This is a genomic window from Carboxylicivirga fragile, from assembly GCF_050589805.1.
Lineage (GTDB): Bacteria > Bacteroidota > Bacteroidia > Bacteroidales > Marinilabiliaceae > Carboxylicivirga > Carboxylicivirga fragile.
Window position 1 is genome coordinate 24,866 of the sequence record NZ_JBNGOY010000026.1, and the last position, 19,951, is coordinate 44,816.

The window sequence follows — 19,951 nt, forward strand, 5'->3', positions numbered from 1 at the left end:
TACTATACATCAATATTTGCATAAGTAGCATTCTCTTCGATAAACTGCCTACGCGGCGGCACTTCGTCGCCCATCAACATAGAAAATACACGGTCAGATTCTGCAGCACTTTCGATAGTTACCTGACGCAAGGTACGATCCTCTGGATTCATAGTAGTTGACCATAACTGCTCAGCATTCATCTCTCCAAGACCTTTGTAACGCTGAATGTGCATAGAACTTTCTTTACCTCCACCCCATTCTTCAATTAACCTTAGGCGCTGATCTTCATTCCAGCAATACTGTTGATTTTTCCCTTTCTTAATTAAATACAAAGGAGGTGTTGCGATATATAAAAAGCCATTTTCAATCAACTGTTTCATATAACGGAAAAAGAAGGTCATAATTAATGTTGCAATGTGACTACCATCCACATCGGCATCACACATAATGACCACCTTATGATATCTTAGTTTCGTAAGATTAAGCGCCTTACTATCCTCTTCGGTACCTATAGTAACACCCAAGGCAGTGAATATATTCTTTATCTCCTCATTTTCGAATACCTTATGTTGAAGAGCTTTTTCAACGTTTAAGATCTTACCTCGCAAAGGAAGAATAGCCTGAAACTTACGATCACGACCTTGCTTAGCGGTACCACCCGCCGAATCTCCCTCGACAAGAAATACTTCACATGACGCCGGATCTTTATCTGAACAGTCAGCCAACTTACCAGGCAAACCTCCACCACTCAATACACTTTTACGCTGAACTAATTCACGTGCTTTACGCGCAGCATGACGTGCCTGAGCAGCTAATATTACCTTATTGACAATATCTTTAGCATCCTTTGGATTTTCCTCCAAATAGTTGGCCAGCATGTTACTTACAGCCTGATCAACTGACAAACTCACTTCACTATTACCAAGCTTAGTTTTAGTCTGTCCTTCAAACTGAGGCTCCTGCACTTTAACCGAAATAACAGCCGTTAAGCCTTCACGAAAATCATCACCACTAATATCAAACTTAAGTTTACTCAACATTCCTGATTTCTCAGCAAATGTTTTTAAAGTACGCGTTAAACCTCTACGGAATCCAGTTAAGTGAGTACCACCTTCTATTGTGTTAATATTATTCACGTATGAATAGATATTCTCACTGAAGGATGTATTGTATAAAATAGCAATCTCTACCGGAATGTCATTTTTCTCTGTTGTGATATGGATGGCATTATCAATAAGTTTTTCTCTAGCCTCATCAATAAATTCAACAAACTCCTCCAAACCTCTCTCAGAGTAAAACTCTTCAGTTTTAGCATTTCCCTCCTCATCTAATTCACGACGATCGGTTAACTGAATTCTAATACCACTATTCAAGAACGACAACTCACGTAATCGGTTAGCAAGAATCGAATATTTATATTCAGTAACATTAAAAATGTTAGCGTCAGGTTTAAAAGTAACTCTTGTTCCAGTCAACTCCGTTGCGCCAACTTCAATAATTTCAGTTACTGGTTTTCCAATAGAATATTCCTGAGTATAAAGCCTTCCTCCTCTATGTACTTCGGCTTTAAGCATAGATGAAAGAGCATTCACACAAGAAACACCAACACCGTGCAAACCACCAGAAACCTTGTAAGAATCTTTATCAAACTTACCACCGGCATGCAAAACAGTCATTACAACCTCGAGAGCTGACTTACCTTCCTTTTCATGAAAATCAACCGGGATACCACGACCATTATCTAATACCATAATGGAGTTATCCTCAAGAATCTCAACACCAATAGTATCACAATGTCCGGCAAGAGCCTCATCAATTGAATTATCAACCACCTCGTACACCAAGTGGTGCAAACCCTTCTCGCCTATATCACCAATATACATCGCAGGACGCTTACGCACAGCTTCCAGTCCTTCAAGAACTGTAATACTACTCGCGCTATAGTCGCCTTGCTTATTTACATTTTCGTTTACTTCTTCACTCATCTTTAAATACTTTTGAAAAGCGTAAAAAAACCGGCTGAACCGGTTAAATTTGTCTTTAATTTCAAAGACCTACAAATATAGTAAAATTCATCATTCACACAGGTTAAAAACGCACTATTTTTATCCTGTTATCAACAACAAAATCAATTATTATAACTCACAAAACGAAAGCAGAGCTATAGGCCTTAAAATGAAAATAAAATACCCGCTTTAGCATTTAATCCTTGCATAGGATATCCGTTCCATTTATAGTATTTAGATGCTGCTAAATTATTGATATTAGCCCAAAACGACCACTGTTTACTAAAGTAATATTGGCCACCAATATGCACATCAATAATTGATGACAATGTCTTCATTTCAGTTGTCGGAGCGAAATCTAACACTTTTCGTTCGCCATAATATTCAATGCCTCCACTCAAAACAAGATCCTCAAATAACTCCCATCGTCCATCCAAACCAAATTTAACCTCTGGCTTATGCCATGCCTCTTCTTGTGTATCCAAACTCCAACCATAATAAGCACCATTCAACAATAACTCAATGCTCTCTTTCGGTCGAAACAACAACTCTCCTTCAACCTTTAACAAAGTTCCATCATCATACACAGGCATAAAAACATTAGTATAATTTACACCAGTAAAAGCACTGCTTCCAGGGTTACCGCCTTGCACGTAAGGTTTATTTAGATAGAAATGTTCGTTATTGAAGAAACTATATTCTACGCCCGCAGAGAATGAAGTGGACGAACTGAAATTACCTTTTATACCAGCTAAAATATTTAAGCCATATTTAGAAGCACTCACATTGTAATCAGGGGAAACAAAAGGATTTTCATACATAATACTACGATAGTCGTTCAGATTAACCCTACCATTTAAACCGGCATACAGAGAAACAATTCCTTCAACCACCGTTAAATCACCCATAATATCAGGTGCTACCACAAACTCATCTCCTTCCGAATCAATAATACCAGCCATGAATAAACCGACTTTCAAACGCGCATTATCAAAATCAAAGCTCACCGAAGGTGTAGCCTGAATCAATGTGATATTTCTATTTGTAAAATGAAACATAGGCCCAATTGAATCAGGCACACTTGTGCGATACGATTCAACCTTAGCATCCACATTAACAAACATATTATTTAAAGGATGACTGAGTTCACCTTCAATTACAAATCCCTTTTGAGAAACGCCAGTCAAATTACTAAAAGCATTAAATCCTATACTTGCATCGTACGCCGTTTTTCGATTATCAATTACATTATTTTTCAATCCAACGCTCATATCAAAAGAAGATAAACGCTGCTTATCATCATGTGCTAATTGCGAGCCGCTTAATGGCGTAAGATAACCTGGTACCGTATAGTCCTGCTCCATATCTAATGTTTGTAAGCCGTAATAACGATACATATTATGGTTGAAGTCCAAATCAACACTCAAGGTAAGATCATTGAAAAAATGTTTAAAACCAACATTAGCCCATGTATCATTAAATGGTGCCTTTACAGTTTCATCATTCTCTAATTTCAGCTCTCCGAATGAAGATGTATGACCAATATTTAATCCCAATAAAAATGGTTCTGACTCTAATATATTATAGCCAATTTCACCCAAAAAGGTACCGTAATTACCAACACCACCTTTAACAAACGACTTCATTAAAAGCTGCTTTCTTTTCGCTTGTATCTTTGCTGGCGATATCAGACTGGGCTCATAATTGGTACTAACCGAAGTACTCAGAATACGGTAATTAAACTTAGGTCGCATCGTAATCGAATCTGTCACCTTTGGCATTTGATTCACCTTATAAGCATCAGAAACAGTAGGTGTATATTCTCGCACAACACGTACATCCTGATTAATCTTCTCTTGTGAAAAAATAGAATTGACACTTACTAAAACAAGAACTATTATCGAGAAAGAATATTTTAAAATCATTTTGTTAATTTTTATCATTAAAATCGCCGCCTTGAAGATTGCAAGCATAATAGTGTATTAATTATTAGCAACATTAACAGTGTCTGCGTGCTCTTTCATTTCAGGCACCTTTTTCCATTCCTTCATTAAAGCGTGTACTCTTGACGAAATATCATCATCTCCAGTATAATTCTCGTTTATACTTTCAAGATATTGTATGGCCTGAAAACTCTCCCCTCTATCTTGATAAATTTGTGCTAATAAAATAAAACTACGTGCCAGCCAATATTGATGAGGCGTTCCTTTATCGATGTAATCAAAAACTTCTTTTTCAGAAGCTTCAACATCGTTTAAGTCATATTTATACTGAGCTATGTAATATTTAGCTTCAGCTCCCTCAACACTTTTTGTATTACTGGCTATCTGGGCAAAAAACTCTAAAGCTTTTTCGGAATTGCCTAACTCACGATAACTTAATGCTGTATTATAAATGGCCTCTCGTTTAATTTCATCAGCAATTTTAGGTGCATTTAACAATTTAGAAGCGGCGCTAATACACTCTTCAGGCTGATTCATTTTTGTCAGACTTCGCATAACTCCAATTTTCGCTTCCAGGCGGTTTTCGGCAATTTCAGCCTCCTGCTCCAAACGAACAAATGCATTATATGCTTGCCTATAGGCTCCTTGCTGAAAGTGCAATTCTCCCATGCGAATTAAAGCCTCTTCGGTAAACAAACTTCTTTCGCGATTGGCCACATACTCATATGAAGCTAAAGCATCCGTATACTCCGTATTACGATACTGACAATCGGCTTTATAAAAGTGTGCATTCAGCACAAACTTACCATCAGGATAGGTAGCCAAATAGCTTTTAAAATGTTTAACTGCATGCTCACAGTCATTCTTCATATAAAACCGTTCGGCTGCCACGAATGTCAAAGAATCCTGCTCACGATTATCTAATCGCGCAAAACCGCCAACTTGCTCTGTATAGCGCACATATCCATCCAAATTATTCCTATCAAGATAAATATTGCGAATACCCAACAGAGCATTCTCAGCTTCTTGTGTTCCCGGATACTCGTTCACAACACGCTTATAAAAAGCTAATGAGTTATCTAATTCATTGGTATTGTAATAAACCAAACCAAGTTGCAGCATGGCCTTTTTCGAATAACTACCCTTTGGATATTTTTCCTTAATGAGCTTATAATTATATATCGCTTCCTTTAAATTATTGGTAGCCACATACGAGCGACCTAGCTCATACAAGGCATCATCCACATAAGGTGATTTTGGATAACGCGTCAACAAAGATTTCAGAACAGTAATTTTGTTATTATAATCCTTCTCCAAGCCATGACAAAACCCTTTTTGAAAGAGTGCATAGTCTGGTGATCCTTCAGGAACTGAAGCCCCACGATTGTAATAGTTAATTGCTGCATCAAACTCGCGATTCACGTAGTAACAATCACCAGTACGATTCAAAGCATCACCATACAGTACTCGATCTTTCCCTTCAGAAAGATTAACATACTTTCGAAACCACCCCTGCGACTCACCATATTCTTTTTGCTTGAAATAAGCATAAGCTATGTTGTAGTGCGCTACTGCAAACTCCTCCATCTTATACGATCCGGGCATGTAAATGAACTCTCTAAAATCAACAATGGCCTTTTGATAATCACCCGTTCTATAATAGGACTCACCTCGCCAATAGTAGGCGCCAACTTTTAAATCTTTATCATACTCAGCATATTTCAGGCTATAATTAAAAAACTCTATGGCCTCCACAAAATTTAGGTCGGTAAACAACTCCAAACCACGATAGTATGCCACACGTTGCATCGCCCTATAAACGTCACCAGTTTTACGTTGAATTTTTTCCATTGAAGCCAAAGCCTCACGATAATTCTTGGTTGTTAGAAAAGCTTTACCTAAGTACTCATAGGCCTGATCAATCTTATCACTCTCTGGAAATAATTCGATGTAAGTCATGAACGAATTAATAATCTCATTAAAGGGAGAAAAAGACAATTCGTAGTTTAACTTGATGTAATTAAATAAGGCATCCTCTTGGATATCTTTATCAAACTCATATTTTGATGCAGCTTCGAAGGCTACCCTTGCTCTTTTTTTATCATTCAATTTCAAATAACAATCGCCTAAGTGATAATAAGCATTTTGAGCCATTATATCCTCTGCTGATGTTACTTGCGACAAGCCCTCGGTTGCTTTCTCAAAATTACTAATAAAATAATAGGCAAAACCTAAGTGGTAAAAATCTTCACGACGTGGTTCGGAGGATAATTCAATAGCCTTCTCATAGTAGACAATACTCTGTTTGTATTCTTTTTTACCATAATACGAATCTGCCACTATTCGATTCATATCAGCCTGACGCTCCTTTGTTCCATCTTTAACCAATGGCAAAGCATACTTTATGGCATTATCGTAGGCCTTCTGTAAGTAATATATCTGAGCAATATAAAATGGTACGACCTTTTTAAAACCCTTATCATTTTCAAGTTTTGTAAAACCATCCAATGCTGTCTGGTAATTGGCCTTTTCATATTGAATGTGGCTATAATAATAAAGTACAGATGAATTGTATTTATTATCCTTTCCTTTAAGGTGGTTAAATTGAATAAGCGCCTCATCATACTTTTTCTGCATAAAAAGAGAATATCCCGCAGCAAAATGATAATCCACTTTGGTTACCTTATCTAAACCATTTGCATTCACCTTTTCATACCAACGCGATGCCTGACGATATTTGTTCTTAGCTGAATAAATATCACCAATATTCATATTGGCATATGGCAAACGATTACTCGAGGGGTAATTCTGAATGTACTCTTCCCACAAATATTGAGCATCTTCATTACTCAACTTTTGAGCACATACCCTTTGCATGTATGCCGCTTCGGTAACACGTGCCGATACTTCCTTTCCATGAGCATCAACATAGTTCTTAAACTGAATTCGCGCTAAACCATACTTTCCAAGCTCATAAAGTTCAACAGCTTTCTCATATTCATTTTCATCCGAATCATAACGATATGATTTCTGAGCAATGGTTGGATGCATAAAACCAAGCAATAGAAGCAAAGCAATATTTCTAATCATGAAGTTGGGCCTTATATAAATAAATTTCTTTCATATATAACGAAACACCAATGGCTTTAGTCTATAACCTTGGCATTAATGGCTAAAGATAAAAAAAGTGATGCAGTGTAAGAATCCACAAGCACAGTATTTTTCAACAGGTAAGAAATTTGTAAAAAATAAATACAGGAAATCTACAAAAAGAATCAAGCAAAGCTATAGCTCGTAACAATAAGCCACCATATTATTCGATAAATATTGAACTTTAAGTTGTTAATAACTATGTAGAAATTAATTAATCGAGTAGGTCAAAATCAATCTCTTCCTGCTTTGATTCAACCAGGCGAGTATCCTCACATCTTATTGTACGTCCAGGAAATTTTTTCAAAAGATTGTAATTATGAGTAGCCATAACAACCGTTTTCCCCTCCTCACAAATACGTTTTAGCAGAACCATTAACTCGTCAGAAGTATCTGGGTCGAGGTTCCCTGTTGGCTCATCTGCCAATATTAACTCAGGCTCATTAAGTAGCGATCGTGCAATTCCGATACGTTGTTGCTCACCTCCTGATAATTGATGCGGCATCTTATAGCCCTTATGCACCATATCAACATGCGACAATACCTCGCGTATGCGCTTGTCAATCTCCTTGCTATTTTTCCAGCCAGTGGCTTTTAAAACGAATAAAAGATTGTTGTAAACAGTACGATCAGAAAGCAATTGGAAATCTTGAAAAATAATACCCATCTTTCTTCGAAGTGTGGGCACCAATTTATTTTTCATTCCCTTCAAAGGATAACCAGCCACAAATCCATACCCTTCTTTCAAAGGCAATTCATTATACATGGTTTTCAATAAACTAGATTTACCACTACCAACTTTCCCGATTAGATAAACAAATTCGCCTGGCTTTATCTGGAAATTAACATCCTGAAGAATTAAATGCTCTTGTTGCCGAATACAAACATTGCTGAATTCAACGATATTTCCTTCTTTATTCGTTTTCTTTTCCGAAAGTTTAGTCATGCCGCTTCTAGCTTATTTTTACCTCAAAGAAACAACTTTTTTGAATCAATCAAAAAGCAATATGCTCTAGCTTAATTTTGCAAGTGCTACTTTTATGCGATCAAACGCTTTAATCAGCTGTTCTTCGCTAGTGGCATACGACAAACGAATGCAATTATCATCGCCAAATGCGCTTCCAGGAACAGATGCAACATGTGCCTTAGATAGTAAATACAAACATAAATCACTGGATGAATTTATTTTTATATCATCTATCGACTTACCAAAATAGTGTGATATATCCGGAAAAATGTAAAATGCTCCATCCGGAACTGATACTTCGAAACCAGGAATATCCTTTACTAAATCTAATACAAGATCTCTACGTTTATGGAACGCTGCGGTCATTTCCTCAACACAATCCTGACTTTCCTTAAGTGCACTTAAAGCAGCCATCTGAGCTATAGAACATGCACCAGACGTATATTGTCCTTGTAGTTTACTTGTTGCTTTAGCAATTGCTAAAGGAGCAGCAATGTAGCCAATCCTCCAGCCTGTCATAGCATATGCCTTAGACACACCATTTATTATTATCGTTCTATCCTTTAACGCAGCATTTTCAGCAAAACTAGTATGTCTGCCCGAAAAACGAATCTTCTCGTATATTTCATCCGAAAGGATTAACACCTTTGGATACTTTTCTAAAACTACACATAAAGCTTCAACCTCCTTCTCAGAATAAACACTTCCGGTAGGATTAGAAGGCGAATTAAACATCACCGCTTTCGTATTGGGAGTAATTGCACTTTCGAGTTGCTCTGGTGTAATTTTAAAATCATTTTTCACACCAGCATTCACTACAACCGGTACACCTTCTGCTAACTTTACTAATTCAAGATAACTAACCCAAAAAGGTGCAGGAACAATAACTTCGTCGCCCTTATTTATTACGCACTGCAAAACATTTGCTAAACTATGCTTGGCGCCATTTGAAACCACAATTTGCTGTGGTTCATATACCAGATTATTGTCTTTTTTCAGCTTTTCGCAAATAACCTTTTTTAGTTGAGGAAAACCAGCAACCGGCGGATATGTAGTTACATTATCGTTAATAGCCTGAATAGCTGCTTCCTTAATATGCTTTGGTGTATTAAAATCAGGTTCGCCAAGGGTTAAATTCACAACATCTACACCATTATCCTGTAGCTCCTTACTTTTCTGATTCATCAAAATTGTCTGTGATTCCGACAAATTATTAATTCTATCTGAAATTAGTCCTTTTTCCATATTCTTCAATCACCCAAAAAGTTAAACACCTATAAATAACAAAGCTGATTCTGGAATCAGCCAATTGTCATTTTAAACCAAAACATTTTTTTATCTTGCAATTATTATAGGTGCAAAATTAGTTAAAAATCATAAGCAAACAAGAAACAAGTATATAGTAATTGTAATTTTTTTTAATTCGGATCTAACAATATTTGATTATTTAATTCATTTATCTACTAAATTAAAAGTTTTTAAACCATTTTTTATTGGATTAAACAGTTACGAATTGATTTCTTTAATAATAAATAATATTTCATGCTCAACCTGAACGAACTTATTCAATCATCATTACCATTCTTTTTATTTGCAATACCATTATTAATATTGGTAAGATGTTTTTTAAAACACAACCTTAAGCTCAAACAAATAGAATTAGCTTCTTCACTAAAGAAAGAATTAATACCAAATAAGATACAGGCCTACGAAAGAGTAACTCTTTTATTAGAACGTATTCATCCGGAAACACTTATTCTTAGAGAGCAGCAAGCAGGCTTAAGCAACATGCAACTTCACAAGCAGCTTCTAAAAAGTATCAGAACCGAATTTGATCACAACATAGCAATGCAAATATATATGCCTTCAAAAACGTGGGAGTATGTTACAAAGGCACGCGATGAAGTTAGTAAACTAATCAACACATGCTCAAGCCAAGTTCAACCCAATAACCCATCAATGGAACTTGCACACAAAATACTTGAGAAAACCATTAATGAAACAAACTATTACATTACAAAGGCAAAAGAGAAACTGAATAACGACATTGAATTAATGTATTTATAGGTACAAGAAATATACATGCACAAAATATCCTTAATAACTGTTACATACAACAGTGCAACAACTCTAGAATCAACCATTAAAAGTATTGCTGAGCAAACAGCATATGAAGAAATTGAATACATAATAATAGATGGCAATTCTTCCGATAACACAGTTGATGTCATTAAAGAAAATGAAAAACTAATTAATAAGTGGATTAGCGAACCTGATAACGGCATATACGATGCGATGAATAAGGGCGTAAAAATGGCAAGTGGTAAATGGATTGGTTTTTTACATGCAGATGATATTTTTGCAAACAACAAAGTAATTGAAACTTTAATAGACTTAGTATCCAACAACGAATACAACACAGTTTATGGCAATCTCGATTATGTAAGTGCAAACAATATTGACAAAACCATCAGACAATGGATTAGCAAACCATTTGAGAAAAGCATGTTAAAAAAAGGATGGATGCCACCACATCCTACCCTATACATTAATAAAGAACATTTCTCGAAAATAGGTTTATTCAATACAGACTATAAAATAGCTGCCGATTTTGATTTCGTACTGAGGCTTTTTTCACATCCCCATACAGCAAGCATTTTTAATAATCGACTAATGATTAAAATGCGTGTTGGTGGAGCGAGTAATCGATCCATTAAAAACATCCTTACAAAATCGAAAGAAGATTATCTGGCGCTCAAAAGAAATAACATTGGTGGTGCAGTGGCATTAATAAAAAAGAACACGAGTAAGCTTCATCAATTTTTCAAGAAATCGTGAGTACGAATAAGTCAAATACAAACAACGAACTTGCCATCTATTTTGAAAGCAAATTGCAGGCTCATGAGCAATTTCTTATTAAAAACATTTTTAATAATGGAGAATTAGCAGAAACAAGCATATTTGACGAAACTAAATTAACGGCATATAGCACTAAAAACGGTGTTGCTCCATTATTATTTAAACACAAGACCACTGAAACATTAAGCGATTCATCTAAAAAAACACTACAGAATTCATACTTCAAAACCCTACTCAATAACACGCAACATTTCGAAACCATTAAATGGATTCAAAACACTTTAACGAAGCACAACATTGAGTTCCTCTTCCTAAAAGGAAGCCTATTGGCTCATACAAGATACAGCGATGCCTCCTTACGCCCCATGAGCGATATCGATTTTATTGTTGAAACAGGGAAAGTAGTAGAGGCATACAAGGTATTAATGAATGGTGGTGCATCTGGTAAACAAATGCCTTTTACGATTGCAGCAAACGATCATCACTTACCTCAAATTAAATATGGTAACAGTTTAATTGAAATACACCAGACACTGTTTCCAATAAACTCGAAATACAACATTGATACAACTACATTATTTAAACATCGAATAATGTGGGAAAAGCAAAACATTTCGATACCAGGCCCGAGCGTGGCACACACAGCAATTCACGTTGCCCTACACCTATATTATACGTTTTTAAGAGGTGGACTTAGGCTTTCGTGGTTTTGTGATTTACACATGCTTGTGAACGACCTGGATCAAATTAACCAGAAAGAGCTTAATGACTTCGCCAAACAACATAAATTGATTCCTGCACTTAGTTTTGTTGGCGAATTCTATTCACTGCTTAGCAATAAAACGTTACCAAATTGGCCGATAAACACCGATAAAACCATTAGAAAGATAGATATTGACAGAGTTACCAAAAGCTTTAGAGCAAATGAACAACAGGACACTCGCGAAAGCTATCAATTAATTATTGAACAAATAAACGAAGCCAAGAGCCTCAAGGAAAAACTTTCCATCATCAATCTACGCCTGACTAAAAACAACAGTTTAAAAGGATTACAATTACTGAAACACATTGCTATAACCAGCTATCGTTCGTCTGGTTATATCATAAATCACACTCTTAAAAAACTAAGATTGAAATAGTAATCTAAGAATTAGCATATTGACTACCATCATAGTATTCGGCAGAATAATAACCATATGACTTTTCATTTAAAGAAACGTCATTAACGATTAGACCTAAGTTCCCAACTTCATCATGAATAAGGTTATCAACCGTTAATTTCATATGCTCCTTAAGTGTATAATTGGCTCGAACAACAAACAAGTTATTATCTGAAAATTGCATCAACATACGTGCATCTGCCACTAAACCTACCGGCGGCGAATCCACAATTACCACATCAAAATTAGAGCGCAGGTATTCAAAAAGCGTATTGGTATTATCTCCCGAAATCAATTCACTAGGATTTGGTGGAATTGGCCCGGCCGGAATAACAAATAAATTATCATATGAAGTCTCATAAATCATATCTTCAATAGAACATTGCCCTATTAAATAATTGGATAAACCATCACGACCATTTAAATCAAACAATGCAGTAAGACGGGGCTTACGTAAATCAAAACCAAGTAAAACAGTTTTTTTCCCTGAAATACTAAAAACGGATGCTAAATTTTGAGCACAGAAAGTTTTTCCCTCACCCGTATTAGTACTCGTTAAAGAAATAATCTTAGCTCCGGCTCCGCTCGACATAAATTTCAACTTGGTACGAATAGCACGAAACGATTCACTTATAACAGAATGAGGCTTATCATGAATCACATTTTGAGCATCGCTTTTACTATGAATAATCATACCCATAATAGGCAAATTAGGCACCAAATAATCCACATCATCCTTACCCCTAACCTTGGTATTTAGAAACTCCTTTAAAACAATGAAACCAACTGGAATCAACAAAGCAAGCATAAAGCCTTTTTGATAATTACTTTTACTTTTAGGAGAAACAATTGCAGAAATTGAAGCGTTGTCAATTATTTCATTGTCTGGAACATTACTTGCCTTAGCAATTTGAGTTTCAGAATGCTTTTGGAGTAAGAATGTATAAATAGCATCGTTTAATTTATAAGTCCGATCAATTTTCAAATAACTCTTTTCCAAGTCGGGCAACAAATCCATATCATCAACAACACCATCCATCTTACGAGTAATTTTACCCCTCTCCAATTCATAGCTTTTGAGCACCTGATTAACCGCCCGTTTTAAATTATCAGACGTAACTCCAATTTTAGTTTCTAATGCTTTTATATAATGATTATCACTCTCTGCTGCCGAAGTCAGCATCTCACGTTCCTCTTCAAGTGTAATCAATTGCATAACCAATTGATTAACCAATCCGGTATTTTCATCATCAACAGCAGGCAACATAAACTCCTCTATATCGGTAGCTGTTTCGAGATTAGATTGAAGATATCTATAATACCCCTCTTGCATTTCAATCATCTTCAGCTCCTTATCCGCCTCAAAATATTGCTCTGCTAATTTCTGAGAAAACTCAGAGGGTCCCATAAATCGATTGTTTTTTCGAAAGTTCAATAGTCTATTTTGCACTTTATCTAAGGTATCAGCTATACTCTTTAACTGCACCTCAATAAAATCCAGAGATCGAGTCGCCATATAATTCTTTCGATCAAGATTATGCTCCAGAATAACAATCGATAGTTCATCTAAGAACCGCCTAATTTTCTCAGTATTGGTTCCTACTGAAGTAATAAAAACAATATTCGATCCTTCGCGATAAGGACTCACACCTAAACTACCACGATATTCGCCAGCCAATTGATTATGCGACTTAAAAACAACGTAGTACTTATTTTGAGGACTAATTTGACCAGATACACCTTTAATCCTAAATGAAAATCCCTTTTCAGTAACCCATTCATTTAGCTTAACCTGTTTTGCAAAGTTAATCGCACTTAAGCCACCCGCACCCGATTGCTTATTATAATTATACAAACGACCACCTTCGGCTTCAACTTTTAAATCAACAGAACCATTCGAGGTAAACTGTATTGATATCGGTACATTAAGCAACTGAGGATGTAATGAATCGAATTCGACAACAAACGGGCTATTATGGTACAATTCCGTATCCTTAATCATCCCTTCCTGGTAATACGACAAACCAAAATCAAGTCGATCAATGGCCTTTTTAATCAATTTTCGAGATCGAATAATAAAGGTCTGATTTTCCACACTCCTAACCTCAGGTGATAATCCAAATCCCTCAATTAAATCTGATTTTGAAACAGATTGATTCTCACCACTTTTCAACAGTAAAGTAGCTCGCGCTTGATAAACCGGAACAGTATAGCGATGATACATAAATACTGAACCTAAACAAATGGGAAATGAAATAAGAAATAGATACCAATTTTTACGCAACAAAAATAAAATGCGATTCAAATCAAACAATGAATCTGCTTTTTTTTGTGAATCAATACTATTTCCTGAATATGAATTTTGTGATGTTTCTGTTGACATTAGCTACAGTTTGTTGCCCAAATATAATCATTTTAAGAATTAATAAGATTAAGTAGAATAGAAAGACAAAAAGCACTATTGGATTGGGCTACGATACAGAAAACTACCCAGTGCATAATCTCCTGAAAACGCTTCGCCATTATAAGCCATTAATCCTCGAACAAAAACAAACTCCGCCCTTCCTTTTAATTTCAAACTTATAGGCTTCGAATCAAGTTCTTGCGGAAAATTACAGTAAATATTACGCTCATAATCAGGATCCCAAATAATTAAGTCGGCATCAGAACCCGTTCTTAGCACGCCTTTTTTTGGATATAAACCCATCAGTTTCGACGCTCGCTCAGCCATAATCGAAACAAATTCCATCAAAGAAATCTTCTCTCGAATAACGCCCGAAGTGTAAATAACAGATAAAAAATTCTTTATTAAAAAATATTCATCGGGACGGTTATGAACCTGACTATCCTTAACTACACCTTCGCTCGAAAGCGTTAATGACGGCCGAACAATAAAGAAATGATCACTTTTAATCAGCTCCCAGAATTCCTCATGAGAAATTAAACTTAATGTATCAACCAGAGGAATTCCGAAAAAAACTGAGTTCTTATCGACCTTATAGTCCGCTGAATCACCCAAATAAAAAGGATACATCAATTCGGAATATACCAAGCCTGTTTCTTTGAAAAGTAATATAATTTCAATCTGCTCCCTAAAACAAATGTTTTGAAGCAATACTTTACAGCCTGCAGATGTAGACAGATCCAATATTCGCTTTAGATTTAAAAGGTATTGTTTAATGGCTTGTTCATACTCGTAACTCTTTTTTAATGAAGAATTACTTGCATCAAAAGGGGCATCCATCTCAACCATTAACAACAAATCAAATTGAGCAGCCGTCTTAATCAGTTCAATCAAATTCGCAATTTCACCTTCATCATCTAATGGCCACTGCAAAAAGAAAGAAGTGATTCCTTCGTGCGAATAACAATAATCCAGCTCCTTCTCATCAAAACGATCCCATCCTTGCAAGGATAAATGAAAGCCATAATCCGGCACCACATTTAGAGGTCGTTTTTTTTGTTTTAAAAGCTCAAGGCTGGAATCATCCGATAAACCGGGTACAATTGTTTCAAGAACCGTTGTGGTACCCCCAACAATTTCAGCTTGATTAAACTTTCTTTGCGACTCGGGTTCCTGACTGCATGCGTCGAAGAAAGAAATATTGATATCAAGTGCGCCTGGCATTAAGTATTTACCTCCAGCATCAATAACAGGCGTTTCAGGTTCGGGTCGCTCCAAATTATCTTCAATGGCTAAAATTTTATTATTACCAATAAGCAAATCCTTTTCAAGCACATTAGTGCCATCCACGATTTTGCCATTTTTGATTAACACATAGTCCATTGCCGAAGATTTTCATTAAATGTATTGAAAACACAATAGTTATGCAAATGAACCTCAATTAAAGAATCTTAAAAGACATTCTATTTAACAATCATAAATAAAAAAGACACCTTGTTTTTATGTATATCTGTCTTGCTAATCATTTCGTATAAATTAATACTTTTGGCAATAAAAAATGTGGTTTTTCTTTGCTCTAATATCTGCATCCTTCTTAGGCTTTTACGATGTTCTAAAAAAGATATCAGTCAATAAAAATGCTGTTTTACCAGTCTTATTGGTTAGCACCACAACTTCTGCACTACTCTTTATTTAATTGGCATCCTTTCCGGAATTATCCTCATAATTATAGGCTCTGCCTACTAAATTATTTTCCTTAGCAAACTCTTTTACGATTCAATCAGCGCACGATAATGAACACAAAGGTGTATCGAATACGAACACATAATATTCGAACAAACAAAGCTATCAAAACCCTAATCACTCATTTACTACAACTTACTCCAATTGGCATGCCTATTGATAATATCACCCCGATTTGTAACGACAAACACTGGTAATGCAAATAGCACAACTTAACACTTACCAGAACTCGAAGGTATAACCTTCATATCAAATAGTCGATATTATAATGAAGAAACTCACTTATGAAATGGCGATTTCTAATTAAAATAGATGAACGTTTCTCTAAAACTCGTTCATAACTTCATTTATAATCAGACGGCTGTCTGAAAAGACACAATTGCACATTCTGTGTTTGGCGATGCACGTGCAATTTCTCTTCAGGCTAGGGGCTGCAACCTAACCAAAAGTTCAGCCTCTTTTTTTTGTATCTCCTTAAATGTTAAATACCCAAATAACTTAAGCTCCCTTCGAGGAGCTTTTGTTTTTTTATGCATTCCCGAAAAACATATCACATTGTGAATAAGCTGTTGATAGATTACCATTTCAAAAATTGACATTCAGAATATATTTGGTATTTTTACGCAATAAAATAGAAAGAATATATGCAGGATTTCTTGCACGCCAGCCAAGATGATGTACTTGAAGCGGTAGAGCGATTTGAAAGAATGGTTAGTACAGATAAGGAAGTTTACTTTGACGTACATCAGGTTGAAAATATTTTTGAGTTTTACTTAGATAAAAACTTAATAGATCAAGCCGAGCAAATACTTGCTATTGGCTTAAAGCAACACCCTCAAGCAACGTCTCTTAAGGTTAAAAAAGCGGGTTTATTAGCTGATAACAATCAACTTGAACAAGCACTAATCTTGCTACAGGAAGTTGCACCCATCGAAAGCACTAACTACGAAGTTTTTATTACCATGGGTTGGGTAAAAATGCGCCTGGGTAAAATAAAAGAAGCAGTAGCTCATTTTCATAAAGCGGTTGATATGGCTTTTGATGATGAAGAGGATATACTATTAGAAATAGCGTACAACATGCATCAGGAGGAGATTTATGATGAATCGATCCCTTTTCTGAACAAGCTAATTTCTAAAAACCCAACACATGAGAATGCGCTTTTTGAATTAGCCTTTGCCATGGATAAAAATGGCAAGCGAAAAGAAAGCATTCAATTATACGAGCGACTACTTGACGTTAATCCATTCTCGGAAAACGGCTGGTACAATATTGGTATTTTATACAATAAGGAAGAGCGTTTTTTAGATGCGAGTCGCGCTTATGATTTCACCTTAGCCATTAATCCTTTGCATAGCGAAGCCTACTTCAACAAAGGTAATAGCTTGGCTTTTAATGGTTGTTTTAAAGAAGCTCTGGATGCTTACCTTGAACACATTTCGCTCAGTAACGATGTTTTATTGACCTATCAGTACATCGCCGATTGCTGGGAACAAATGGGCAACTACGACATGGCCATCCGTTTCTACAAACTCATTACTAAAGAATTACCTGATAGTGGTGATGCTTGGTACGGTTTAGGCACGGCTCAAATGGAAAAGGAAGACTTTAAAGAAGGACTTCAAGCCATTGATGAAGCGATAAGTAAAAATCCTGTGAATGCAGATTATTGGTTCGCCCATGCTAGGGGGCTTTTCGAACTGGATAAAGCTGAAGACGCAACACGTAGTTTAGAAAATGGATTAAATATAGATCCGGAAGAATTTTCAGGATGGATAGAGTTATTCAAACTCAAACAAAGCCTTGATGAAAATTTTAACGCAAATACTTATTTGTTAGAAATAAAAGATCGCTACCAAGGTGTTGCAGCAATCAATTACCTTGGAACTATTATTTATTTCAAATATTTAAAGAATATTCCTGCAGCCATTAAGGAGTTAAAAATTGCATTGGACACAAGTCATGATAATTTAAATACGCTTCTTGAAGAGTTACCCGAACTATTAGAAGTAAAGGAAATAAAAGAATTACTTCCTTAGATCTATTCAATTTTAATCAATAAACACATAGCACATAAATGGAAAAGTCAAACATTTCCTTCTATATGAGTACAGCATTAAAGGGAGCTGCAATGGGGACTGCCAATGTAATACCTGGTGTCTCAGGCGGAACAATTGCTCTCATAACAGGCATATTTGAACGCTTGATTAATGCGATCAAATCATTTGACATAAAAGCTCTTAAACTTTTGTTATCTGGTCAATTCAAAGCTTTTGCTTCGCATATCGACTTAGCATTTCTTATCTCCTTGTTTTTTGGTGTTGGAGCCGCTATTATATCCCTTGCTAAGCTATTCGAATATTTGTTTGAACATTACCCAATATTCATCTGGGCCTTTTTCTTCGGGCTTGTTATTGCTTCAATCTACTTTGTTGGTAAAACCGTTGAAAAATGGTCAATCTCCTCAATAATTAGCTTACTGGTTGGAACAGGAGCTGCAGTAGCAATTTCTGTTTTATCTCCAGCATCTGAAAATGCATCCTTTTTCTACCTGATTATATGTGGTGTGGTTGCTATCTGCAGTATGATTCTACCAGGTTTATCAGGCTCCTTTGTTCTAATATTAATGGGGAATTACCAATTAGTAATGATTAAAGCCGTAAGTGAGTTTAATTTGAAAATACTATTTCCGGTTGCTATTGGAGCTGGTGTTGGATTAGTTGCTTTCTCGCACATACTATCGTGGCTTCTTAAAAAATTCCATAATCAAACCATTGCTATGCTAACCGGTTTTATTACCGGATCATTAGGCATATTATGGCCATGGAAAGAGCCAATTACGGAACAATTTGGTGAAAAAATAAAGACAATTGGCTTTGATTATTATACACCTCAAATGGATGGAGAGTTTTATTTTGCAATTTTCTTTATTATTTTAGGAATAGTCAGCATAGCATCAACTGAAATTATTGCCAACAAAAAAGCCTAGACTATGAAAACATACGGTTTAATTGGATATCCTTTAGCACAATCATTTTCGTACAAATATTTTACTCAAAAATTTAAAGAGGAAGCAATTGACGCTCGCTTCCTAAATTTTGAATTAGAAAACATCAACGAATTTAAGGAACTTTTAAACCACCATGCCTACATTGCCGGCCTAAGTGTAACAATACCATATAAAGAAACTGTTATACCATTTTTAGACGAATTGGATGAGACAGCAAAAAAAATAAAAGCTGTAAACTCTATAAAAATAACATGGCAAAACAAGAAAGCAACACTAATTGGCTATAACACAGATGTCATTGGATTCAGTAATTCTATTCGGCCACTATTACATAAACACCACAAAAAGGCACTCATTTTAGGCTCGGGCGGTGCAGCTAAAGCTACAGCATATGCATTCGAAAGAATGAACATTAAAAGCAAATATGTATCGCGCAAGGATGGTATCGCAAATAGTATTAAGTATAGTGAATTAAGCCAAGAAGTACTTGATGAGTATACGGTAATTGTTAATACTACGCCGCTTGGTATGTTTCCGAAGGTAGATACATGCCCAGATATCCCTTATGAACTTTTAAGCGATAAACATTTATTGTACGATCTAACTTACAATCCGGATATAACCCTATACATGCAAAAAGGATTGGAAAGAGGCGCTCAGGTAAAGAATGGCTTGGACATGCTTCACCTACAGGCAGAAGCATCGTGGAATATCTGGAACGATTAAT

The 19,951-nt window shown here is 35.8% G+C and carries 13 protein-coding genes; 6 read left to right on the forward strand and 7 right to left on the reverse strand.

What is annotated here, in order from left to right; genetic code table 11:
* Positions 1-2: 2 nt before the first annotated feature.
* The 5 genes from gyrB to ACRD7B_RS12710 form a co-directional block, all read right to left on the reverse strand.
* Positions 3-1,967: a DNA topoisomerase (ATP-hydrolyzing) subunit B gene (gene gyrB, locus ACRD7B_RS12690; RefSeq protein WP_430824942.1), complete on the reverse strand. Its 1,965-nt coding sequence runs from the start codon at positions 1,965-1,967 to the stop codon at positions 3-5.
* Between the two features lie 185 nt (positions 1,968-2,152).
* Positions 2,153-3,913 (reverse strand): TonB-dependent receptor, encoded by a 1,761-nt coding sequence (locus tag ACRD7B_RS12695; RefSeq protein ID WP_430824943.1) that lies wholly within the window; start codon positions 3,911-3,913, stop codon positions 2,153-2,155.
* Positions 3,914-3,970: 57 nt separating this feature from the next.
* Entirely contained in the window at positions 3,971-7,021 is a 3,051-nt protein-coding gene (locus ACRD7B_RS12700; RefSeq protein WP_430824944.1) for a tetratricopeptide repeat protein, read from the reverse strand.
* A gap of 274 nt (positions 7,022-7,295) precedes the next feature.
* Positions 7,296-8,027: a cell division ATP-binding protein FtsE gene (locus tag ACRD7B_RS12705; protein ID WP_430824945.1), complete on the reverse strand. Its 732-nt coding sequence runs from the start codon at positions 8,025-8,027 to the stop codon at positions 7,296-7,298.
* 66 nt (positions 8,028-8,093) lie between these two features.
* Complete coding sequence (locus tag ACRD7B_RS12710) at positions 8,094-9,293, reverse strand: pyridoxal phosphate-dependent aminotransferase (protein ID WP_430824946.1); 1,200 nt, start codon at positions 9,291-9,293, stop codon at positions 8,094-8,096.
* 297 nt (positions 9,294-9,590) lie between these two features.
* On the opposite strand from ACRD7B_RS12710, the gene ACRD7B_RS12715 reads away from it, so the two are divergent.
* From ACRD7B_RS12715 to ACRD7B_RS12725, 3 genes are read left to right on the forward strand one after another with little or no spacing between them, the layout of a single operon-like run.
* Positions 9,591-10,115: a DUF7935 family protein gene (locus ACRD7B_RS12715; RefSeq protein WP_430824947.1), complete on the forward strand. Its 525-nt coding sequence runs from the start codon at positions 9,591-9,593 to the stop codon at positions 10,113-10,115.
* Between the two features lie 15 nt (positions 10,116-10,130).
* Complete coding sequence (locus ACRD7B_RS12720; protein WP_430824948.1) at positions 10,131-10,886, forward strand: glycosyltransferase family 2 protein; 756 nt, start codon at positions 10,131-10,133, stop codon at positions 10,884-10,886.
* On the forward strand, positions 10,883-12,046 hold the full coding sequence (locus tag ACRD7B_RS12725; RefSeq protein ID WP_430824949.1) for a nucleotidyltransferase family protein: 1,164 nt from the start codon (positions 10,883-10,885) through the stop codon (positions 12,044-12,046). Before ACRD7B_RS12720 ends, ACRD7B_RS12725 begins: the two co-directional genes overlap by 4 nt.
* A 4-nt stretch (positions 12,047-12,050) precedes the next feature.
* Here the strand turns inward: ACRD7B_RS12725 and ACRD7B_RS12730 are convergent, their stop codons facing one another.
* Together ACRD7B_RS12730 and ACRD7B_RS12735 are read right to left on the reverse strand one after the other, a co-directional pair.
* Positions 12,051-14,450 carry a GumC family protein gene (locus ACRD7B_RS12730; RefSeq protein WP_430824950.1) on the reverse strand — a complete coding sequence of 800 codons (2,400 nt, stop codon included), beginning with the start codon at positions 14,448-14,450 and terminating at the stop codon, positions 12,051-12,053.
* A gap of 75 nt (positions 14,451-14,525) precedes the next feature.
* Positions 14,526-15,854 carry an amidohydrolase family protein gene (locus ACRD7B_RS12735; protein ID WP_430824951.1) on the reverse strand — a complete coding sequence of 443 codons (1,329 nt, stop codon included), beginning with the start codon at positions 15,852-15,854 and terminating at the stop codon, positions 14,526-14,528.
* A gap of 1,004 nt (positions 15,855-16,858) precedes the next feature.
* Between ACRD7B_RS12735 and ACRD7B_RS12740 the strand changes: the two genes are divergently transcribed.
* From ACRD7B_RS12740 to ACRD7B_RS12750, 3 genes are all read left to right on the forward strand, one after another.
* Positions 16,859-18,253, forward strand: coding sequence for a tetratricopeptide repeat protein (locus ACRD7B_RS12740; protein ID WP_430824952.1), 1,395 nt, complete (start codon positions 16,859-16,861; stop codon positions 18,251-18,253).
* 65 nt (positions 18,254-18,318) lie between these two features.
* Positions 18,319-19,203 (forward strand): DUF368 domain-containing protein, encoded by an 885-nt coding sequence (locus ACRD7B_RS12745; protein ID WP_430824953.1) that lies wholly within the window; start codon positions 18,319-18,321, stop codon positions 19,201-19,203.
* Positions 19,204-19,206: 3 nt separating this feature from the next.
* Complete coding sequence (locus ACRD7B_RS12750; protein ID WP_430824954.1) at positions 19,207-19,950, forward strand: shikimate dehydrogenase family protein; 744 nt, start codon at positions 19,207-19,209, stop codon at positions 19,948-19,950.
* Position 19,951: the final 1 nt, after the last annotated feature.